The organism is Caulobacter sp. P1_D6 (genome assembly GCF_056406095.1).
In genome coordinates this window covers 42436-62596 of sequence record NZ_JBFUAW010000028.1, presented here as the reverse complement: position 1 = coordinate 62596, position 20161 = coordinate 42436, and the positions used below count along the sequence as shown (strand labels likewise).

General features: G+C 68.4%; 16 protein-coding genes. 7 read left to right on the top strand and 9 right to left on the bottom strand.

Annotated elements, in window-relative coordinates; all coding sequences use genetic code 11:
• Window positions 1–72: 72 nt before the first annotated feature.
• Window positions 73–1311 carry a TetR/AcrR family transcriptional regulator gene (locus AC1DYP_RS16435; RefSeq protein WP_477047232.1) on the bottom strand — a complete coding sequence of 413 codons (1239 nt, stop codon included), beginning with the start codon at window positions 1309–1311 and terminating at the stop codon, window positions 73–75.
• A 183-nt stretch (window positions 1312–1494) separates the two neighbouring features.
• Window positions 1495–3474: a hybrid sensor histidine kinase/response regulator gene (locus AC1DYP_RS16430; RefSeq protein WP_477047231.1), complete on the bottom strand. Its 1980-nt coding sequence runs from the start codon at window positions 3472–3474 to the stop codon at window positions 1495–1497.
• A gap of 145 nt (window positions 3475–3619) precedes the next feature.
• Between AC1DYP_RS16430 and AC1DYP_RS16425 the strand changes: the two genes are divergently transcribed.
• The 4 genes from AC1DYP_RS16425 (at window position 3620) to AC1DYP_RS16410 (ending at window position 10154) form a co-directional block, all read left to right on the top strand.
• Complete coding sequence (locus AC1DYP_RS16425) at window positions 3620–4846, top strand: serine hydrolase domain-containing protein (RefSeq protein WP_477047230.1); 1227 nt, start codon at window positions 3620–3622, stop codon at window positions 4844–4846.
• Between the two features lie 409 nt (window positions 4847–5255).
• Window positions 5256–7346 (top strand): 3-hydroxyacyl-CoA dehydrogenase NAD-binding domain-containing protein, encoded by a 2091-nt coding sequence (locus AC1DYP_RS16420; protein ID WP_477047229.1) that lies wholly within the window; start codon window positions 5256–5258, stop codon window positions 7344–7346.
• Window positions 7347–7491: 145 nt separating this feature from the next.
• On the top strand, window positions 7492–9042 hold the full coding sequence (locus AC1DYP_RS16415) for a class I adenylate-forming enzyme family protein (protein ID WP_477047228.1): 1551 nt from the start codon (window positions 7492–7494) through the stop codon (window positions 9040–9042).
• 131 nt (window positions 9043–9173) lie between these two features.
• On the top strand, window positions 9174–10154 hold the full coding sequence (locus tag AC1DYP_RS16410; protein WP_477032699.1) for a DegT/DnrJ/EryC1/StrS family aminotransferase: 981 nt from the start codon (window positions 9174–9176) through the stop codon (window positions 10152–10154).
• Window positions 10155–10323: 169 nt separating this feature from the next.
• Here AC1DYP_RS16410 and AC1DYP_RS16405 read toward each other — a convergent pair whose 3' ends face one another.
• Window positions 10324–11343, bottom strand: coding sequence for an adenosine deaminase (locus tag AC1DYP_RS16405; RefSeq protein ID WP_477047227.1), 1020 nt, complete (start codon window positions 11341–11343; stop codon window positions 10324–10326).
• 157 nt (window positions 11344–11500) lie between these two features.
• Here AC1DYP_RS16405 and AC1DYP_RS16400 point away from each other — a divergent pair, with 157 nt between their 5' ends.
• Window positions 11501–11884, top strand: a complete 384-nt coding sequence (locus AC1DYP_RS16400; RefSeq protein ID WP_477047226.1) for a hypothetical protein — start codon at window positions 11501–11503, stop codon at window positions 11882–11884.
• A 3-nt stretch (window positions 11885–11887) separates the two neighbouring features.
• Here the strand turns inward: AC1DYP_RS16400 and AC1DYP_RS16395 are convergent, their stop codons facing one another.
• Complete coding sequence (locus AC1DYP_RS16395; RefSeq protein ID WP_477047225.1) at window positions 11888–12778, bottom strand: pirin family protein; 891 nt, start codon at window positions 12776–12778, stop codon at window positions 11888–11890.
• 140 nt (window positions 12779–12918) lie between these two features.
• On the opposite strand from AC1DYP_RS16395, the gene AC1DYP_RS16390 reads away from it, so the two are divergent.
• Window positions 12919–14400, top strand: coding sequence for an FAD-binding protein (locus AC1DYP_RS16390; protein ID WP_477047224.1), 1482 nt, complete (start codon window positions 12919–12921; stop codon window positions 14398–14400).
• On the opposite strand, the gene AC1DYP_RS16385 is transcribed toward AC1DYP_RS16390, so the two are convergent.
• From AC1DYP_RS16385 to AC1DYP_RS16365, 5 genes are all read right to left on the bottom strand, one after another.
• Window positions 14378–14791, bottom strand: a complete 414-nt coding sequence (locus AC1DYP_RS16385) for a GFA family protein (RefSeq protein ID WP_477047223.1) — start codon at window positions 14789–14791, stop codon at window positions 14378–14380. The genes AC1DYP_RS16390 and AC1DYP_RS16385 overlap by 23 nt on opposite strands.
• A gap of 28 nt (window positions 14792–14819) precedes the next feature.
• Entirely contained in the window at window positions 14820–15302 is a 483-nt protein-coding gene (locus tag AC1DYP_RS16380) for an SRPBCC family protein (protein ID WP_477047222.1), read from the bottom strand.
• The gene (locus tag AC1DYP_RS16375) at window positions 15299–15628 is read right to left on the bottom strand and encodes an ArsR/SmtB family transcription factor (RefSeq protein WP_477047221.1); all 330 of its coding nucleotides are present in this window, start codon (window positions 15626–15628) and stop codon (window positions 15299–15301) included. Before AC1DYP_RS16375 ends, AC1DYP_RS16380 begins: the two co-directional genes overlap by 4 nt.
• Window positions 15629–15752: 124 nt before the next feature.
• Window positions 15753–16034, bottom strand: a complete 282-nt coding sequence (locus AC1DYP_RS16370; protein WP_477047220.1) for a hypothetical protein — start codon at window positions 16032–16034, stop codon at window positions 15753–15755.
• 52 nt (window positions 16035–16086) lie between these two features.
• Window positions 16087–16584, bottom strand: a complete 498-nt coding sequence (locus AC1DYP_RS16365) for an Lrp/AsnC family transcriptional regulator (protein ID WP_029914476.1) — start codon at window positions 16582–16584, stop codon at window positions 16087–16089.
• A 142-nt stretch (window positions 16585–16726) separates the two neighbouring features.
• Between AC1DYP_RS16365 and AC1DYP_RS16360 the strand changes: the two genes are divergently transcribed.
• Window positions 16727–20155, top strand: a complete 3429-nt coding sequence (locus AC1DYP_RS16360) for an indolepyruvate ferredoxin oxidoreductase family protein (protein ID WP_477047219.1) — start codon at window positions 16727–16729, stop codon at window positions 20153–20155.
• The last annotated feature ends 6 nt before the right edge of the window (window positions 20156–20161 follow it).

Genomic DNA, 20161 nt, shown 5'->3' with positions numbered 1-20161 from the left:
GACCGCTCCACCCGCCGGACCACGATCGGGAGTTGAGGCCAGAAATACGGCAGCGGCAAGTCGTGGCGCGGCCTAGCGCGCGAACAGCCCCGTCAGCAGCGGCCGGGCGAACAGCCGGGCGGCTTCCTCGCGCTCCAGTCCGGGGACCCAGATTCCCAGCGAGGCGGCGGCGTTGAGCATCGAATTGATCATGTGGGCCGCGATCATCGGGTCCACCGCCCGCACCGAGCCCTCGGCCACGCCGTCGGAGATGATCGCCGCGAAACGTTCGGAGCCGCGGGCGTAGCCCTGGGCCATCTCGGTGCGGATCTCGATCGGCAGGGCCCCCATCGACGAGGCGCGCAGCAGCGGACCGTGGTCCGACAGCTGGTAGGCGACCAGGGCCGCCGTCGCCGACGACAGCTGCTCCCAATTGTCCTTGGCCAGGTCGCGGGCGTCGATCTGGGCCTTGCGGGTGACGGCGAAGGTGCGCTCGAAGCACTCGACCACCAGGGCGTCCTTGTCCACGTGATGGTGGTAGAACGAGCCCTTGGTGACGTTCAGCTGGGCCGAGATGTCCTCGACCGAGGCCCCGCGATAGCCGCGCTGGTTGATCAGCCGGGTGGCGGCGACCAGGAAGGTCTCGCGCCATTCCTGGCCCTCGGGCGACTGCGGCGTCGGATCGGGCAGGGTCACCGGCTTCCAGGTGTCGTCTCCGGCGCCTTTCGGGGCCAGGCCGTTGACCAGGATGTCGTACATCTTGTCGCGCACGCGGCCGTAATCGTCGACGTCGTAGCGACGCAGCCACGAGCCGGACCAGAACACCTGCTCGAGAAGCAGGTGGGTGCGGGCGTTGCGGTCGCGCTTGTCCAGATGGTCGAACTCGGGCCCCTCGAAGAAGCCGCGAACCCTACGGAACAGGTCGTTGAACGCGCCCTGCACCGAGCCGCGCAGGGGCTCCTTCAGGGCCCGCATCTCGGTGAAGCTGGTCAGGGGCGCGGCCTCGCCCAGGCGCACCCGGCGGTTCAGGTCCAGATACAGGTCCAAGAAGGCCAGTAGTCGCGTGGGCGCGTCCGGCGCCTTGCCCGCCTCGGTGACCAGGGCGTCGAAGCGCTCCAGGCCGCGCATGAAGCAGGCGGCCGCCAGGTCGTCCTTCTTGCGGTAGTAATAGGTGACGCTGGTGGTGATCAGCCCGACCTTGGCCGCGACGTCGGCCAGGGTCATGCCCTTGACGCCCTGGCGGTTCAGGATGGCGGTCGCGGCGGCGAGGATCGCCTCTTTCTTCTTCGCGTACCGCTCGGTGGCGGGGCTCGCGATCCGGCCGTCGTCCATGTGTCGCCCCCTCCCTGTTCGCAGCTTGGCGCGGCCCTGCGCGCGCGTCCCTTGGACCCGTGGGTCCAATTTAGGAAGCCCTGTCTCCACGACAAGGCGCGCGAGTCGCCTCAGCGCCGCTTTCGTGGGCGCGGAATCTTGCAGCCATGTTGCAGAATGGAGGCGGCGGCGTGGTTCGAAGGTCTAGGACGCCAGGGAAGTCGGCTTGGCCGCCGTTTCGCCGAGCACGGCGACGATGGCCTGGACCAGGGCGGCGGGCGACAGGGGCTTGGCCACCGCGCCGTTCATGCCCGCGGCGATGTAGGACGCCTGCTGGTGGGCCAGGGCGTTGGCGGTCATGGCGATGATCGGGGTCGACGCCGCCTCGCCGCCCAGGTCGCGGATGCGCCGGGTGGCCTCGACGCCGTCCATGCCGGGCATCTGGATGTCCATGAAGATCAGGTCGAAGCCCTGGCCGTCGCGCTCGACGGCCTCGACGCCCAGGACGCCGTCGTCGGCGGTTTCGACGACCGCGCCCATGGCCTGCAGCAACCGGCCGGCGACCAGGCGGTTGGTGGCGTTGTCCTCGACGATCAGCACGCGCAGTCCGGCCAGCAGGGCGGTGTCGGCGTCTTCGACCGGGGCGGCGGCTTCGAAGGCGGGCGGAGCGGCGATCTCCAGCCAGAAGATTGAGCCGCCTTCCGGCGGGCTGCGGAACCCGACGTCGCCGCCCATCAGTATGGCCAGGCGCCGGGTGATGGCCAGGCCGAGGCCCGCGCCGCCGAAGCGCCGGGTGGTCGAGCCGTCGGCCTGGCTGAAGCGCTGGAACAGGCCGTCGGCCGTGGCCTGGCCGATGCCCACGCCGGTGTCCTGGATCTCGAACCGCAGGCGTTGCGCGCCCGGCGGGCCGGCTGCGGTCAGGCGCGCCTGGACTCCGCCCTCCGGGGTGAACTTCACCGCGTTGCCCAGCAGGTTGAACAGGCCCTGGCGCAGCCTCAGGGGGTCGGCCCCCACCCAGCCGATCCCGGGATCCACCGTGACGGTCAGGGTCAGGCCCTTCTGCCTGGCCTGGGGGCGCAGCAGGTCGGCGACGCTGCGCAGCAGGGCGGCGGGATCGGTCGGTTCGGGATTCAGCTCCAGCTTGCCGGCCTCGATCTTCGAGAAGTCGATGATGTCGTTGAGCAGTTCCGACAGCATGGCTCCGCAGCCCAGCGCCTCGTTCAGCAGCTGGCGGCCGTCGTCCGACAGCTTCTCGCGCTTGAGCAGGTGCATCACCCCCAGCACCCCGTTCATCGGGGTGCGGATCTCGTGGCTCATATTGGCCAGGAACTGCGACTTGGCCTCGGCCGCGCCAAGGGCGGCGTCGCGGGCGGCGACCAGTTCTGTGACGTCCTGGCTGATGCCGATCACGTCCCAGGCCTTGGCGCTGGCCCCGCGCACCCCGCGCCAGGCGGCCCGCATCCAGATCCAGGTCTGATGGGCCGGATCGAAATAGCGATAGGTCAGCAGGCAGTGGTCGCCGGTCGCCAGGGTCCGGCTGAACGCCTCCCAGACCATTTGCCGATCCTCGACGTGGGTCGAGAGGGTCATCTCCTCGACCGTCATCGTCCTCACCCCGCCCTGGGGCGAGGAGGGCGTGGGGATGTCCTGCTCGAAGACGTAGATCCCCTTGCGCGGATCGAACCGCCAGACATAGACGCCGGCCGTGTTGCGCAGAAGCTCGTTGGCCCGCTCGGCCTGTTGGCGCTCGAGGCGCCGTGCACGGTCCTCGCTGAAGTCCTGGAAGACGATCAGCAACGCTTCGCCCCCGAAGCCGGCCTGCAGCATCTTGGTCTGCGAGCGCACCCACAGCCAGCCGCCGCCCTTGCGGGCCAGGCGATGCTCTGACCGGGCCTCGCCCTCGGCGCGCAGGGTCTTGCCGATGCTGAGGATGGTGTCGGTGTCGTGCAGGTGGAAGAAGTCGCGGATCGGCCGGCCCAGGGTCTCGGCGGGCGCCCAGCCGGTCAGCACGGTCCAGGCCGGATTGACGCGGACGATCGCGTCGTTCTCCAGCACCACGAACATGTCGAGGCTGCTCTCGAAGAACCAGTCGGCGGCGGCCTGCTCGATGCTGGGACCTGTCGCCCCCTTGGTCGGTTCGCCGAGCGGTCCGTCGGGCGTCTTGTCGCGCAAGTGCTTGCCCATCCCCGTTCCCTAGTTTTCAATCGATATGCGCACGAACGGGTAAAGGGCGGGTTTCGACGTACCCCTTCTTCGATCGCCGCCAACAAACAGTACGCCGCCCCCGCCTGCGATCCTTCAGGCGGACGGCCGCAGGAGGGATATCGTCTTGAGCACGCCTGAAGCCGTGGGTCTGTCGTCGGATCGACTGAAGCGCATCGACGCCTTCATCCAGGATCGTTATGTCGCACCCGGCAGGCTGCCCTGCGCCCTGGTCCAGGTCTGGCGTCGCGGCCAGTTGGCGCACACCACGATCCTGGGCTCGGCGGACAAGGAACGCGGGCTTCCGCTCAAGGCCGACAGCCTGTTCCGCATCTATTCGATGACCAAGCCGATCACCTCGATCGCCTTCATGATGCTGGTCGAGGAGGGCAAGGTCGCGCTGGACGATCCGGTGCACCGCTTCATCCCTGCGTGGAAGAGCCTCGGCGTGTTCCAGGCCGGCGTGCTCGGCGCCTTCCAGACCAAGCCGGTCGACCAGCCGATGCGGATCATCGATCTGCTGCGCCATACCGCGGGTTTGACCTACGGGTTCCAGCAGCGGACCAACGTCGACGCAGCCTATCGCAAGCTGAAGCTGGACGGCGTCGACAGCGAGGGCGGGCTCAACAATTTCATCGGCAATCTGGGGACCGTGCCGCTGGAGTTTTCGCCCGGCGAGGCGTGGAACTATTCGGTGGCCACCGACGTGCTGGGCTACCTGGTCCAGCTGATCTCGGGCCAGCCGTTCGAGACTTTCCTCAAGGCGCGGATCTTCGACCCGCTGAAGATGGTCGACACCGGCTTCCACGTGTCCGACGCCCAGCGCCACCGCTTCACCGCCTGCTATACCCTCAACCCCAAGGGCGAGGTGGTGCTGCAGGACGATCCAACCACCAGCCACTACCTGTCCGAGCCGTCGGTGAAGTCGGGCGGCGGCGGCCTGGTCTCGACCGCCGACGACTACATGCGGTTCTGCCGCATGCTGCTGAACGGCGGCGAGCTGGACGGGGCGCGGATCGTCAGCCCAAAGACGTTGAAGCTGATGACCATGAACCATCTGCCGGGCGGCAAGGAGCTGACGGAGATGTCGCAGTCGCTGTTCAGCGAGGCGGTGTTCGAGGGGCTGGGCTTCGGCCTCGGCTTCGCCATGACCGTCGATCAGGCGCGGACCAAGAACCTGGGCTCGCTGGGCGAATACTTCTGGGGCGGCATGGCCTCGACGGCCTTCTGGATCGATCCGGTCGAGGACCTGGCGGTGGTGTTCATGACCCAGTTGATCCCGTCCTCGGCCTATCCGATCCGCCGCGAACTGCGGACGCTGGTCTATGCGGCGCTGACGGAAAGCAATGCCTAGGCGGCAAAGAAAGCGGCGCGGGAGGGGGCTCCCGCGCCGAGTGCGCTTCACCTAAGTCGACACGCCGAGGCGGGCGCGCCGCGTGCGCGAAGATGATCGGCTTCGAAGATATGGGACGGGTGCAAGTCGCGTCCCGACGCCGACCCCCTTACGCGTACGCCCTCGACAGTCGGAGCACATTTCGGCGTATCCGCGAGGTTCGCGGGCGCTTCGTTCGGCGGCTTCCCCCCGCCCGCACGGATTGGCTCCGGCTGAAACTTATATTTTCGAATTTCGAGTATGAATGCGGCGACGTCAATGGCCGGCGCCTAAATTCCCGGCGCCCCTACGGACCTCTGGACTTCGGCGGCAGGTCGTGCAGGGTTTGCTTCAAACAACCGTTCAAAAGAACGCAACCACAGACTTGAGGGTGGAAAACGCCATGGCCGCGATCAACAACGTCACGGATCTGACCGTCGAAGGCGACATCGGGGTCGTCACGCTCAACTCGCCGCCGGTCAACGCGCTGTCGGCCGCCGTGCGCGAGGGACTGTCCAAGGCCTTCGACGCCGCCATCGCCGACCCGGCGGTCAAGGGCATCGTGCTGATCTGCGAGGGCAAGACCTTCATCGCCGGCGCCGACATCACCGAGTTCGGCAAGGCCATGACCGGCCCCTCGCTGCAGGACGTTCAGAACACCATCGAGAACTCGCCCAAGCCGGTGGTCGCCGCGATCCACGGCACGGTGCTGGGCGGCGGGCTGGAGGTGGCGCTGGTCGCGCACCACCGCGTCGCCGTGCCGTCGGCCAAGGCCGGCCTGCCCGAAGTGAACATCGGCCTGCTGCCGGGGGCCGGCGGCACCCAGCGCCTGCCGCGCGTGGTGGGCGTCGAGAAGGCGCTGGAGATGGTCACCACCGGCCAGCACGTGCCGGCCAAGGCCGCGCTGGCCATGGGCCTGTTCGACTCGATCGTCGAGGAAGGCGCCCTGCGCGACGGGGCCATCGCCTTCGCCCGTGTGGTCCTGGCTGAGGACAAGCCGCTGACCCGCATCCGCGACCAGAACGCCAAGGTCGAGGCCGCGCGCGGCAAGCCCGAGATCTTCAGCGAATTCCGCAAGGCCAACGCCCGCAAGTTCCGTGGCTTCCTGGCGCCGGAGAACAACATCAAGTGCATCGAGGCGGCGGTGAACCTGCCCTTCGACGAGGGTCTCAAGGAAGAGCGCCGGCTGTTCATGGAGCTGATGACCGGCAGCCAGTCGGCCGCCCAGCGCTATGTGTTCTTCGCCGAACGCCAGGCCGCCAAGATCCCCGACGTGCCGGACGACACCCCGATCCTGCCGGTCAAGAAGGTCGGCGTCATCGGCGCCGGCACCATGGGCGGCGGCATCTCGATGAACTTCCTCAACGCCGGCATCCCGGTGACGATCATCGAGGCCAAGCAGGAGAACCTGGATCGCGGCGTCGGGGTGATCCGCAAGAACTACGAGAACACCGCCAAGAAAGGCCGCCTGACCCAGGACGACGTCGAAAAGCGCATGGGCCTGCTGACGCCGTCGATGAACCTGGAGGACCTGGCCGACTGCGACCTGATCATCGAGGCCGTGTTCGAGCTGATGGAGATCAAGAAGGAGGTGTTCGGCAAGCTGGACAAGATCGCCAAGCCCGGCGCGATCCTGGCCTCCAACACCAGCTATCTCGACATCGACGTGATCGCCGCCTCGACCAGCCGGCCCGAGAGCGTGATCGGCCTGCACTTCTTCTCGCCGGCCAACGTCATGAAGCTGCTGGAGATCGTGCGCGGCGAGAAGACCGGCAAGTCGGTGATCGCCACCTCGATGCAGATCGGCAAGAAGATCGGCAAGGTTGCGGTGCTGGTCGGCAACTGCCACGGCTTCGTCGGCAACCGCATGCTGGCCCAGCGCCAGCGCGAGGCCCAGAAGCTGATCCTGGAAGGCGCCATGCCTTGGGATGTCGACCGCGTGCTCTACGACTTCGGCCTGCCGATGGGGCCGTTCGCGATGAGCGACCTGGCGGGCCTGGACATCGGCTGGGACCCGGCCAAGACCTCCTCGTCCACGGTGCGCGAAGTGCTGTGCGAGATGGACCGCCGCGGCCAGAAGAACGGCAAGGGCTTCTACGACTACGACGAGAACCGCGTCGCCAAGCCGAGCAAAGAGGTCGAGCAGGTGATCCTCGACTTCGCCGAGAAGCGCCAGATCCAGCGCCGCGAGATCAGCGACCAGGAGATTCTGGAGCGTTGCCTGTACCCGATGGTCAACGAGGGCGCGAAGATCCTGGAAGAGGGCAAGGCGATCCGGGCGTCCGACATCGATACCGTCTGGATCAACGGCTACGGCTGGCCGGTCTATACCGGCGGCCCGATGTTCTGGGGCGAGCTGGTGGGCCTGGACAAGATCCTGGCCAGCATGAAGGCGTTCCAGGCCAAGCTCGGCGACGACTTCAAGCCGTCGGCCCTGCTGGAGCGTCTGGTGGCCGAGGGCAAGGGGTTCAAGGACGCCTGAGGCGTCCTTTCTCTCCAAACGTTTGTCATCCCGGCCGTAGCGAAGCGAAGAGCCGGGACCGACATGGAACTCAGCGCTTCGGGTCGGTCCCGGATCGGCGCGCTCCGCGCTTGTCCGGGATGACAACTTCAGTGGGTGTAGCACCATGACCACCATCGCCAGCATGATGACCGCCGACTACGGCGTGATGGGCGACATCCTGCGGCAGCGGGCGGCCGAGCTGCCCGACCATCCCGCCGTGATCATGGAGACCGGCGAGGCGGTCACCTACGGAGAGCTCGACGCCCTGGCCGACCGGGTCGCCGCCGCCCTGCAGCGCGACGGGATCAAGCCGAAGGAGGCCGTCGCCGTCTGCGCCCTGTCGTCCATTCCGTACACGGCGCTGTTCCTCGGCGCGCTGCGGGCCGGGGTGGCGGTCGCGCCTCTGGCCCCGTCCTCGACGCCCGAGGCCATCGCCGGCATGGTCGCTGACTGCGGCGCGCGGCTGTTCTTCATGGACGCCGGCGTGGCCGAGGCTCAGAAGCCAGCCCCGATCGCCGTGCGCTACATCGCGCTGGACGGCTCGGACTTCGGCGAGGCCTTCGAGGCCTGGCTGGCTCCGAAGGGCGCGATCCCGGCCGCCGTGGCCATCGCCGCCGAGGACCCGTTCAACATCATCTATTCCAGCGGCACGACCGGCGCGCCCAAGGGCATCGTCCAGTCGCACGGCATGCGCTGGAAGCACGTGTTCCGCGGCGACGCGGTCGGCTACGGCCCGGAGGCCGTCGCCCTGCTGTCGACCCCGCTCTATTCCAACACCACCCTGGTCTGCTTCTTCCCCGCCCTGGCCGGCGGCGGCACGGTGGTGCTGATGAGGAAGTTCGACGCGGGCAAGTACTTGGAACTGGCCCAGCGCCATCGCATGACCCACACCATGCTGGTGCCGGTGCAATACCGCCGCCTGATGGACCGGCCCGACTTCGGCGACTTCGACCTGTCGTCGACCCACATCAAGTTCTGCACCAGCGCCCCGTTCTCGGCCGAGCTGAAGGCCCAGGTGCTGGCCCGCTGGCCCGGCGGACTGGTCGAGTATTTCGGCATGACCGAGGGCGGCGGCACCTGCATCCTGTTCGCCCACGAACATCCGGACAAGCTGCACACGGTGGGCCGTCCGGCTCCCGGCCACGACATCCGGCTGATCGACGAGGACGGCGTCCAGGTCGGCCCCGGCGTGGTCGGCGAGATCGTCGGCCGCTCGGCCGGCATGATGAACGGCTATCACGGCCAGCCGGGCAAGACCGCCGAGGCGACCTGGGTCTCGCCCGAGGGCTGGAGCTTCATCCGCACCGGCGACGTCGGCCGGTTCGACGAGGAGGGCTTCCTGACACTGATGGATCGCAAGAAGGACATGATCATCAGCGGCGGCTTCAACATCTATCCCAGCGATATCGAAGCCGAGATCGTCCAGCACCCCGACGTGGTCGAGGCGGCGGTGGTCGGGGTGCCGTCCGACGCCTGGGGCGAATCGCCGGTGGCTTTCGTGGCGGTTAAGCCTGATGCGCGAATTGACGCGGACGGGTTGAGGTCGTGGGTCAATGCTCGCCTCGGCAAGACCCAGCGGCTGGTCGACCTGAGGCTGGTCGAATCCCTGCCCCGCAGCCATATTGGCAAGGTTCTGAAGCGGGAATTGCGCGACGGCTGGACGGCTTCTGCCTAGGTCGAAGATTCCGGACACATTTTTGCCGCGACGGCGCGCCGCATCTGGGCCTGCCGAGTCAGTCGATACGTTTGCTTAACCATAAAGGCGCTGTCGTGTGACAGAGCCGGATTGTTCGGAAGCGACGTCTGATGCAAGCCCTCCCCAAAGTGTCGCCGGAAGCCCGCAAGCAGGCCAAGGCCGAAGCGGCGCTCGCGGCCGCCGGTGTCCCGCTGGATTTCGCGGCCGTGGAGAAGGTGCTCCGACAGGGTCTGACCCCCGGTCTCGACGCCAGGCTGGCCGACCGCTTCGACCGTCCCACCGCCGTCCGCGCCGTCTCCACCCGCGTGGCCGCCCTGACCGCCGCCCTGATCGCCTCGGGCGTACGTCGCGGCGGCGTCTGCATCGTTCCGGCCCTGGCCTCGGCCGCCACCCTTGAAGCCGTCGCCGGCGCCGGCCTGCGGGCCTGGCTGGTCGACGTGGATCCCTACAGCTGGATGTTCGATCCGGCCCACCTGCGCGAGCGCCTGGGCGAGGCCCCGCCGCCCATCGAGGCCATCGTCCCCACCTGCGCCTTCGGCCGCGCCCCGGACATGACCGCCTGGGCCGCCTTCCAGCGCGAGACCGGCCTGCCGATCGTGGTCGACGCCACCGACGGCTTCGACGTGATCATGGACGCCCCGGTCCCCGTGGTCGTCGGCCTGCCGGGCGGGCGCGGCGTGTTCGTGGCCAGCCAGGACGCCGACTTCATCGCCCGCCTTGACGCCCCGGCCTTCGCCGGCGAGGCCGGGCTCGAGGCCTGGTCCAGCCAGCGCCTGCGCCTGGCCACCGCCGCCCAGCGTCTGCGCATGCTGCTGCTGGGCGCCCCGATCGGCTTCCAGCCGGGCTGGGGCATGAGCTGGGTGTCGGACGCCTGGGTCGTCAGCGTCTCGGAAGGCGCGGCGCCGGTCGTGGCCGAGAAGCTGGCCGAGATGGGCTACGCGACCAACCCGGTCGGTCCGGGCATCGTCATCCGCGACCAGACCCCGGTGGCCGATCGCCTGGCCAAGTCGGTGCTGAGCCTGCCGTTCCATGCGGACCTGGGCATCACGGAACTGGACGAGCTGGCCGAGGCGGTTCGCAAGGCGCTCTAAATCACCTTCTCCCAGAGGGAGAAGGAGGGGGCCGCGCGAAGCGTGGGAGGATGAGGGGTTACGTTGCCGGCCGGAGTGCCGGCACGCCGTCAGACGCCTTCACCCCTCACCCTCCCAATCGCTTCGCGATCGGGTCCCTCCCTCTCCCCTCCGGGAGAGGGTTTTTAGATCAGTGCGCCGCGACGTAGGCGTCGATCCCCGCCACCCGCTCCGCCTTCTCCGCCTCATCCAGGAACGACCCCGTGAAGCTGTTCTTGGCCAGCGTCACCAACTCGTCTCGGGTCAGGCCGACAGCCTCGGCGGTCTGCAGATAGTTCTCCAGCAGGTACCCGCCAAAGTACGCCGGGTCGTCGGAATTGACCGTGGCCTTCAGGCCAAGCTTCAGCATGCGCTTCAGCGGGTGCGCCTTCAGATCGCTCACCCCGCACAGCTTCAGGTTCGACAGCGGGCAGACCGTCAGGGTCGTGCCGTCCTGCACCAGGCGGGCGGTCAGGCAGTCGTCTTCCAGCGCGCGGTTGCCGTGGTCGATGCGATCGACGTCGAGGATGTCCACCGCCTCCCAGACATAGGCCGGCGGGCCTTCCTCGCCGGCGTGGGCCACGACCTTGAGGCCCAGGTCGCGGGCCGCCTGCATCACGCGGGCGAACTTGGCGGGCGGGTGGCCGACTTCCGAGGAGTCCAGGCCCACGCCGGCGATCTTGTCGAGATAGGGCTTGGCCTGCTCCAGGGTGGCGAAGGCGGCGGCCTCGTCCAGGTGGCGCAGGAAGCAGAGGATCAGCTTGGAGCTGACGCCCAGCGTGGCCTCGGCTTCATCCATGCCCGCCGTCAGCCCGTCGATCACCGTGCCGAACGCCACGCCGCGGTCGGTGTGGGTCTGGGGGTCGAAGAAGATTTCGGCATGGGTCCCGCCGTCGGCCTTCAGCCGGCGGAAATAGGCCAGGGCGAGGTCCTTGAAGTCGGCTTCCGTCAGCAGCACGCCCGCGCCCTGGTAATAGATGTCCAGGAAGTCCTGCAGGTTGGAGAAGGCGTAGGCGGCGCGGATCTCGTCCACCGTCTTGAACGGCAGGACGACGCCGTTGCGCTCGGCCAGCTCGAACATCAGCTCGGGCTCGAGGCTGCCCTCGATGTGCATGTGCAGCTCGGCCTTGGGCAGGCCGCGGACGAAGGTTTCAAGGGCGAGATCGGTCATGGGCGAATTATGGGCGCTGGGGGCGGGGGGATTCAACCGAGAGAGGGGGAAGAGGGGCGCCGTGTGCACGTCCTCCGCCCCCTATGGGGGCGGACAGACCGCGAAGCGGTCAGGTGGGGGCAAGTGGGTGCGCATCGAACGTGCTAAAAGCCGCTCCGTGACCTCCGACCGCCTCCCCGTCCCCGTCGAAGACCTGGGCCCCGACATCGGGTTCGCCGAGGCGCAGGCCTCGGCGCTGTACGGCCGCGACTACCGCAAGACCCTGGCCAGCGTCGACGGCTTCCAGCGGCTGGACGCGGTGGAGCGGCTGGCCCGCGCCCGCGCCGCGCTGTCGGCCCAGGAGGTGGCGGTGATGGACATGGCCGCCGGCAGGGGCCACGCCCTGGCCGAGATCGTCCGCCTGACCGGCCGCGAGCCGGCCTTCGTCGAGGCCCTGTTCCTGGGCGCCTGCGCCAAGCTGGCGTCCCACTACGAAGCCGTGGGAGAAGCCGACGACGAGGTGGGGCCGGGACCGCTCAGGCTGCCCGGACCGTTCCTCTAGCCCCTACGACATCGGCGGCGGCGGGGGAGGCGGCTCGGGCAGGGGGGTGAATTCCTGGTCGTCCAGGTCGGGCAGCTTCATGCGCTGGGCCCGCCAGTCGGCCTTGGCCTGTTCGATCCGCTCCTTGGACGAGGAGACGAAGTTCCACTCTATGAGGCGCGGGCCCACCGGCTCGCCGCCCAGCAGCATGACGGTCGAGGGCTCCAGCGCCTCGAAGGTGATCGTCTCGCCCGGCTTGAACACCGCCATCTGGCCGGCGTGCAGCACCTGGCCGGCGGCCTCGACCTTGCCGACGGCCACATAGGCGGCGCGCTCGGGATACTCGGCCGGCAGCCCGGCCTTGGCGCCGGCGGCCATTTCCCAGTGCACATAGAACAGCGGCGAGAACACCGGCACCTTGGCCTCGACGCCGAACGCCTTGCCGGCCACCAGCGCCGCCTTCAGGCCGTTGGCCTCGTAGACCGGCATCTCGTCGCGCGAATGGTGCGAGAAGGCCGGGGCGATCTCTTCCTGGCCGTCGGGCAGGGCCACCCAGGCCTGGATGCCGTGCATGGCGCCGCCGTATTCGCGCAGGGTTTCGAAGCGCTCGGAATGGGTGATGCCGCTGCCGGCCGTCATCCAGTTGACCTCGCCCGGACGGATGATCAGGTCCGAGCCGATGCTGTCCTTGTGGGTGATCTCGCCCTCGAACAGATAGGTCAGGGTCGACAGGCCGATGTGCGGGTGCGGACGCACGTCGACATTGCGCGGGAAGCCGGGCTCGAACTCCACCGGGCCCATGTGGTCGAAGAAGGTGAAGGGCCCCACCATCCGCCGGCTGTGGAACGGCAGCACCCGCCCTACCTCGAACCCGCCGAGGTCCTTGCGGCGCTGGTCGATGACGAGGTCGATCATGGGGAGCTCCAGAGGTTTCGCGGGCGGAGATTACGCGCTGGTCGCGGCGGGCGTCTTGTCGAAAAGCGTGCAAGCGGGTCGGCCCTTTTTCACACACGCTTAGAGTGTCATTCTGCCGTAAGCAACTTAGCGGGGCGGTGATGGCCGGGCTGGCGAACATGCTGAGGCGGGCGGCGGGCGGCGGGCCTCCGCCGCTGACGACCGTGCGCTCGTGGATGGGCATCTTCAGCGCCGACGTCCAGGCCGCCAAGGTCGGCACGGTCGACGAGCTGGCGGCCCTGGTGCAAGCCGGCTGCTACGCCTGCGTCGGCGGCGCCCATTCCTACAACGGCGTGCAGATCGTCCGCGACGCCACCGCCGTGACCCTGAAGGAATCGGGCCTGAAGGGCATCGCCTACGACGCGGCCACGCACGAGGTCAGCGTCGAGCCCTCGGTGACGATCCTGGAACTGAAGCTGTTCCTGCTCGACCGCGACCGGCGGCTGATCAGCAGCGGCAACTTCATGGCCCAGACGGTGATCGGGGCGCTGTGCACCGGCACCCACGGCTATGGCCGCGAGGCGGTGATGGCCGAGGGCGTCACGGCGCTGGAGTTCCTGGACGGGCAGGGACGGCGGGTGGGCCTGCGCAAGGGGCAGCGCGACTTCCGCTACGCGGCCCTGTCGTTCGGGACGATCGGGCCGATCGTCTCGCTGACGATGAAGACCGCGCCGATCGAGAGCTTCGAGGCCGTCACCGTCATCTGCCGCCTATCGCAAAAGCCGGGGCATGTGACCGACGAGCACGCGGCGATGTTCGCGGTGTTCCCCTATAGCGACCGGCACGATCCGACGATCGCCCTGCAGACCATCCGTCCCGCCCGGCCTGGACAGGCGCCCCACCGGATCGCCTCGCCGCTGTTCACCCTGCGCCGGGTGTCGGAGTTCATCATCAAGCGCTACTGGGTCTTCGACAAACTGTTCCCAGCCTTGCGCCGGCCGTTCCAGCGGCTGATCAGCCGCCTGGACGTGCACTATCACAGCCGGCTGATCACCGATCCGCGCGACCTGGACTATCTCTACGATCCCACGCCCGGCCTGGAGAGCAGCCGCCAGCCCAACGTGCTGAAGTCGCTGCTGTCGCCCACCCACACCGCCTACAACCTGGCCTTCTTCGTGCGCCTGGCCGACGCGCCCGAGGTGGTGCGGTTCGTGATGTTCCAGGCCGACCAGTTCCGGACGCTGGGCTTCTATCTGAAGAGCATGATCGGGGTGCGCGAGATCGCCACGAGCTCGGACCTGCCGTTCGCCGCCAACTTCAAGGGCCCGGTCGCGGCGATCGACCTGTTCGCCGACGTGCGCGACTACGCCTGGCTGGAGCGGATTCAGCGCGAGGTGTTCGCCTATTTCCCCGACGTGCGGCCCCACTGGGGCAAGAGCGCGATCGTCGACGAGTGGGCCGACACCCTGGGCGCCAACCACATCACCGCGTTGCGGCGGTTGCACGAGAAGCATTATCCCGGCGGAACCGGGCTGCGGACGACCAGCCGGGTGCGGCGGCTGCTGGGCCTGCCGGTCGTCCCGCCGGGGACGATCACGACAGCGAAGGTCTCGCCGCCCGTCAGCCCGTCGGCATCCCCGTGAACGTCCGCTGGCCCGGCGCGACCGGGTCCCAGGCGTGGCCGCGCGCCGTGAACAGCGTCATTGACGGCGTGTAGCGCTCCGGCGCGTCGAGGCTGGCGGCGTGGACGGTGAACAGGTCGGGCATCGCGGGGAAGGCCAGATAGACCGGCGCGCCGCAGGTCGGGCAGAAGGCGTGCGACTTCACCGTGCCCAGGTCGCCGGTCACCTCCCAGCGCCGCGCCTCGCCCTGCAGCGTCACCGCCGCGTCCTTGAAGGTCAGGTACGAGCCGTGGCCCGTGCCGCTGAGCTGCTGGCAGTGGCGGCATTGGCAGTCGGCCATCACCAGCGGCTCGCCGACGATGGAATAGCGCACGGCGCCGCACGCGCAGCCGCCCGTGAAGGGATCGCTCATGGAAGTCTCCTGATTTGAAAGGATGGCTCTAGTGCTGGGTCGGGTCCTGCTCGGCCGTGAAGGTCTCGAGCCGTTGCATGACGACCTTCCAGCCCTTGCCCATGTTGTCGAAGGCGCTTTCGTTGCGCGGCAGGACGAAGCCCGAATGGACCAGGCGCACGCGCGTGCCGGCCTCGGTAGGAGACAGGGTCCAGGTGACCACCGTCTCCAGCCGCGAGCCGTAGCCGGTGTTGGCCTCGGCGCCGCCGGTCCAGGCATAGGTGAAGCGCTCGTTCTCGCGCACTTCCAGCACCTGGCAGTGGATCACCCCGTCCCAGTCGCCGGCCGGCGTGGTCTGGAAGGTGAAGCGGTGGCCCTCGATCGGCGCGAAGCCGGTCGGCGCCATCAGCCAGCGGGCCATCAGGGCGCCGTTGGTCAGGGCCTTCCACACCACCTGGGGCGCGTGCGGGAAGACCTCGTCGACGACGATCTCGTGCGTGTCGGGTTCGAGCGCGTGGGCCGGGCTGGTCATGGGTCGATCTCCTGGAGAAGCGTGCGCAGGTCGGCGAACCGCTCGCGCCAGAACACGCCGTAGTGGGACATCCAGTCGACCAGCGGCGTCAGGCCGTCGGGCTGGGCGCGGTAATAGACGTTGCGGCCTTCGGGGCGCTCGACCACCAGGCCGGCGGTCTTCAGCGACTTCAGGTGCTGGGAGACCGCGCCCTGGCTGACGCCGGCCCCGCGGGTCAGCTCGCCCACGGTGATTTCCTCGGAACGCACGATCCGCTCGTAGACGGCCCGGCGCGTGGGGTCGGCCAGGGCGCGCATGACGGCGTCTATGGGGGCGGCTTCGATCATGACAGATCAATTAGCGATGGCTAATGCATTAGTCAATGCTAATTGTTTGGCGCGTGAAACGCCAAACGCCGCGACTGGCCTTTGGGCTGATCGCGGCGCTGTAGGGAGGAGGCGGGCGCAGTTCTTAGAGGGAGGCGTCGGCTTCGTTCACCGCGAGGATCTGGGTGCAGGCCTCTTCAACGATCGGATAGGCCCAAGCTTGAGCCGCATCATGCTTGAGATCTTCCCTCTCGCGCACGTCCGGATGCCAGAATGCGCGCCGATCGCCGACTGGGATGGCGTCCGTCTCGCTGGCGACGGCGATGAACGCGAGCAGAGCTTCGCGCAATGCTTCGGGCTCGACAGCGGCGTCGTGGTGGCGGCATAGGGCTATCGCCGTCTCGAGCGGCGAGGTCTTTCCGTCCAAGAAGGCCTTTGCGCCTTGGCGGACTTCTTGAAGGGCCTTGCCGTCCAGCAGTTTAGCTCAGGGGGCTGACATACGGGCTGACCAGACCCAGCGGCACGGCCGTGGAGTTCTTGACGCCCCGGATGACGATCCGGCTCTCGATGTTGCTGACCAGGCCCAGCGACAGCAGCTTGTCGCGCAGGAACTCGTCGAAGGCGCGCATGTCGCGGGTGACGATGCGCAGCTCGTAGTCGGCCGCGCCGGTCACGGTGGCGCACTGCACGACCTCGGCCCACTTGCCCACGGCCTGCTCGAACACCTCGAGGTTTTCCTTGGTCGGCAGCGACAGCTTGGCGGTGCAATAGACCTCGAAGCCCAGGCCCAGTTTCTCGCGATCGAGGATGGTCACGCGGCGCTGGATGACGCCCGCGTCCTCCAGCCTTTTGATCCGGCGCCAGCACGGGCTGGACGACAGCCCGACTCGCTCCGCGATCTCCGCGACGGACAGTCCGGCGTCGTGTTGGATGAGATCCAGGATCTTGGCATCCACGGCGTCGAGTTGTTCGGACAAGATTTCCTCCCCCCAGAGGGTGATTGGCGCGTTGATCTTGCGCAAAGCGGCCTTGAGTCGGGCACACCTTGGGCAAACAATTTCCCCGTTTCTATAAGATATTGCTGAGCGGGCAGGAAGACCCGGGAGGAATTTTTTTGCTATGCGGCACTCGGAAGTCACGCTTGACGACAAATATCTGCTCGAAGATGGCCGCGCATTCATCACCGGCGTGCAGGCGCTGATCCGAGTCCTGCTCGATCGCAAGCGTCTCGACACCCGCGCCGGGCTCAACACCGCAGGCTTCCTTTCCGGCTATCGCGGCTCGCCCCTGGGCGGGCTGGACCAGCAGGCCGCGCGGCTTTCCAAGCTTCTCACCGCCCATGACGTGGTCTTCAAGGAAGGCCTGAACGAGGACCTGGCCGCCACGGCGGTCTGGGGCAGCCAGCAGGCCAACCTGTTCCCGGGCGCGACTCACGATGGCGTCTTCGGCATGTGGTACGGCAAGGCGCCCGGCGTGGACCGCACCGGCGACGTCTTCAAGCACGCCAATTTCGCCGGCAGCTTCCCGACCGGCGGCGTACTGGCGGTGGCCGGCGACGACCACGCCTGCAAGAGCTCGACCCTGCCGTCGCAGTCCGAGTTCGCCTTCCAGGACTTCGAGATGCCGGTGCTGTCGCCGGCCGACGTCCAGGAAGTGCTCGACTACGGCCTGCTGGGCATTTCCATGTCGCGCTTCAGCGGCCTGTGGACCGGCATGATCGCCCTGGCCGACACCATGGACTCGGGCGTGACCATCGACGTCTCGCTGGACCGCCACAAGCTGGTGATCCCCGAGTTCGCGGTGCCGCCCGGCGGTCTGGGCATCCGGCTGAAGGACCAGCCGATGGAGAAGGAGCGCCGGCTCCGCTTGCACAAGATCCCCGCCGCCCTGGCCTTCGCCCGGGCCAACGGCATCGACCGCGTGGTGCTGGGCGCCTCGCACGTGCGCGTCGGCAAGGCGCGCCTCGGCATCGTCTGCCAGGGCCAGGCCTACAAGGACGTGCTGGAAGCCTTCACCGCCATGGGCATGAGCCTGGAGGAGGCGTCGGACCTGGGCGTCTCGATCTACAAGGTCGGCATGCCCTGGCCGCTGGAGCCCCTCGGCATCCGCGCCTTCGCCGCCGGCCTCGAGACCCTGATGGTCATCGAGCACAAGCGCGGCCTGATCGAGCCTCAGGCCCGCGCCGCTCTCTACGACCTGCCGGCCCACGCCCGTCCGCGCATCATCGGCAAGCTGGACGAGCACGGCCATCCGCTGCTGTCGGAGCTGGGTTCGCTGTCGGTGGCTGAAATCGCCCTGGCCATCTATGACCGCCTGCCGCAAGGCCCGCACATGGAGCGGGCCCAGGCCTACCTCAACCGCGTCTCGGCCGCCGGCGTCGCCGCCGTCAGCCTGGCCGCCGACCAGGCCCGCAAGCCGTTCTTCTGCTCGGGCTGCCCGCACAACACCTCGACCAAGCTGCCCGAGGGTTCGCGGGCGCTCGCCGGCATCGGCTGCCACTACATGGCCGGCTTCAACGATCCGATGACCGACCTCAACACCCACATGGGCGGCGAAGGCCTGACCTGGGTGGGCGCGGCGCCGTTCACCACCGAGAAGCACGTCTTCCAGAACCTGGGCGACGGCACCTACAACCACTCCGGCTCGCTGGCGATCCGGGCCGCGATCGCGGCGGGCGCCAACATCACCTACAAGCTGCTGTTCAACGACGCCGTCGCCATGACCGGCGGCCAGCGGGCCGAGAGCGGCTTCACCCCGGCCCAGATCACCCGCCAGCTGGCCAGCGAAGGCGTGGCCAGGACGGTGATCGTGGTCGACGAGCTGGAGCGCTACCAGGGCGTCACCGACCTGGCGCCCGGCGTCGAGGTCTTCCCCCGCTCCGAGCTGATGAGCGTGCAGAAGATGCTGCGCGACACGGCCGGCACCACGGTGCTGCTGTACGACCAGACCTGCGCCACGGAAAAGCGCCGCCGCCGCAAGCGCGGCACCATGGCCAAGGCCACCAAGCGCGTGTTCATCAACCCGCTGGTCTGCGAGGGCTGCGGCGACTGCTCGATCAAGTCCAACTGCGTGTCGGTCGAGCCGCTGAACACCGAGTTCGGCCGCAAGCGCAAGATCAACCAGTCGAGCTGTAACCAGGACTACAGCTGCGTCGACGGCTTCTGCCCGTCGTTCATCACCCTGGAAGGCGCCGAAAGTACCAAGGCCAAGAAGGCTCCGGCCCTGACGGCCGACTCCACGCCCCTGCCGGTGTTCGACGACTTCCACGGCGTGCGCCGGATCATCTTCACCGGCGTGGGCGGCACGGGCGTGACCACCGTGGCCTCGATCCTGGCCATGGCCGCGCACGTCGACGGCCGGGCCGGCAGCGTGGTCGACATGACCGGCCTGGCCCAGAAGGGCGGCTCGGTGTTCAGCCACGTCAAGATCGGCGAGACCGAGGAGACCGTGGTCGGCGGCCGCGTGCCCGCCGCCAGCGCCGACGTGCTGATCGCCTGCGACATGCTGGTGGCCGCTTCGCCCGAGGGCCTGTCGCTCTACGCCAAGGACCGCACCAGCGCGTTCGGCAACAGCGACTTCGCCCCGACGGCCGACTTCGTCACCAGTCGCGACGTGCGCTTCGACTCGAGCGCCATGGCTCGGCGGATCAAGGGCGCGACCAAGAGCTTCGACGCCTGCCCGGCCCAGCACCTGGCCGAGACCCAGTTCGGAGACGCCATCTTCGCCAACATGATCATGGTGGGCTTCGCCTGGCAGCGGGGCGTTATCCCGCTGTCCAGCCGCGCGGTCTACCGGGCGATCAAGCTGAACGGCGTGGACTACGACGCCAACCTGGCCGCCTTCGAGCTGGGCCGTCGGGTCGCGCACGATCCCGCGTCCATGGGCCCGCGCGACGCCGACGTGCCGACGCCGGAGACGATGCCGCTGAGCGAACTGATCGCCAAGCGCGCCGCCGACCTGACGGCCTATCAGAACGAGGCCTACGCCAAGCGCTACCTGGCCCGGATCGAGAAGGTCGCGGCGGCGGAGGCGGCCAACGGCGGAGGGGAAGCCCTGACCCGCGCGGCGGCCGTCAATCTCTACAAGCTGATGGCCTACAAGGACGAGTACGAGGTCGCCCGTCTCTATACCGACGGCCGTTTCGCGGCCGAGCTGGCCGGGACCTTCAAGGGCGGCAAGGCCAAGGTGTGGCTGGCCCCGCCGATCATCGGCGCCAAGAACAAGGACGGCACGCCGCGCAAGATGGCCTTCGGCGGCTGGATGCTCGACTACGCCTTCCCGCTGATGGCCAGGATGAAGGGCCTGCGCGGCGGTCCGCTGGACGTGTTCGGCAACACCGAGGAGCGCCGCATGGAGCGCGGCCTGATCGCCGACTACGAGACCACCCTGGACCGCCTGGCCGGCGGCCTGACCGCCGAGCGCCTGCCGCTGGCGGCCCGCATCGCGGCGATCCCCCAGGAGATCCGCGGCTACGGCCACGTCAAGGACGCCTCGGTGGTCAAGGCCAAGGCCCAGGCCGCGACCCTGTGGAGCCAGTGGGAGGGGTAGGGACGC

What these genes read in the sequence shown, in the direction of transcription:
- AC1DYP_RS16435 (WP_477047232.1), bottom strand. Translation starts at nt 1,311, where the DNA reads ATGGACGACGGCCGGATCGCGAGCCCCGCCACCGAGCGGTACGCGAAG.
- AC1DYP_RS16430 (WP_477047231.1), bottom strand. Translation starts at nt 3,474, where the DNA reads ATGGGCAAGCACTTGCGCGACAAGACGCCCGACGGACCGCTCGGCGAA.
- AC1DYP_RS16415 (WP_477047228.1), top strand. Translation starts at nt 7,492, where the DNA reads ATGACCACCATCGCCAGCATGATGACCGCCGACTACGGCGTGATGGGC.
- AC1DYP_RS16410 (WP_477032699.1), top strand. Translation starts at nt 9,174, where the DNA reads ATGCAAGCCCTCCCCAAAGTGTCGCCGGAAGCCCGCAAGCAGGCCAAG.
- AC1DYP_RS16405 (WP_477047227.1), bottom strand. Translation starts at nt 11,343, where the DNA reads ATGACCGATCTCGCCCTTGAAACCTTCGTCCGCGGCCTGCCCAAGGCC.
- AC1DYP_RS16395 (WP_477047225.1), bottom strand. Translation starts at nt 12,778, where the DNA reads ATGATCGACCTCGTCATCGACCAGCGCCGCAAGGACCTCGGCGGGTTC.
- AC1DYP_RS16390 (WP_477047224.1), top strand. Translation starts at nt 12,919, where the DNA reads ATGGCCGGGCTGGCGAACATGCTGAGGCGGGCGGCGGGCGGCGGGCCT.
- AC1DYP_RS16385 (WP_477047223.1), bottom strand. Translation starts at nt 14,791, where the DNA reads ATGAGCGATCCCTTCACGGGCGGCTGCGCGTGCGGCGCCGTGCGCTAT.
- AC1DYP_RS16380 (WP_477047222.1), bottom strand. Translation starts at nt 15,302, where the DNA reads ATGACCAGCCCGGCCCACGCGCTCGAACCCGACACGCACGAGATCGTC.
- AC1DYP_RS16375 (WP_477047221.1), bottom strand. Translation starts at nt 15,628, where the DNA reads ATGATCGAAGCCGCCCCCATAGACGCCGTCATGCGCGCCCTGGCCGAC.
- AC1DYP_RS16360 (WP_477047219.1), top strand. Translation starts at nt 16,727, where the DNA reads ATGCGGCACTCGGAAGTCACGCTTGACGACAAATATCTGCTCGAAGAT.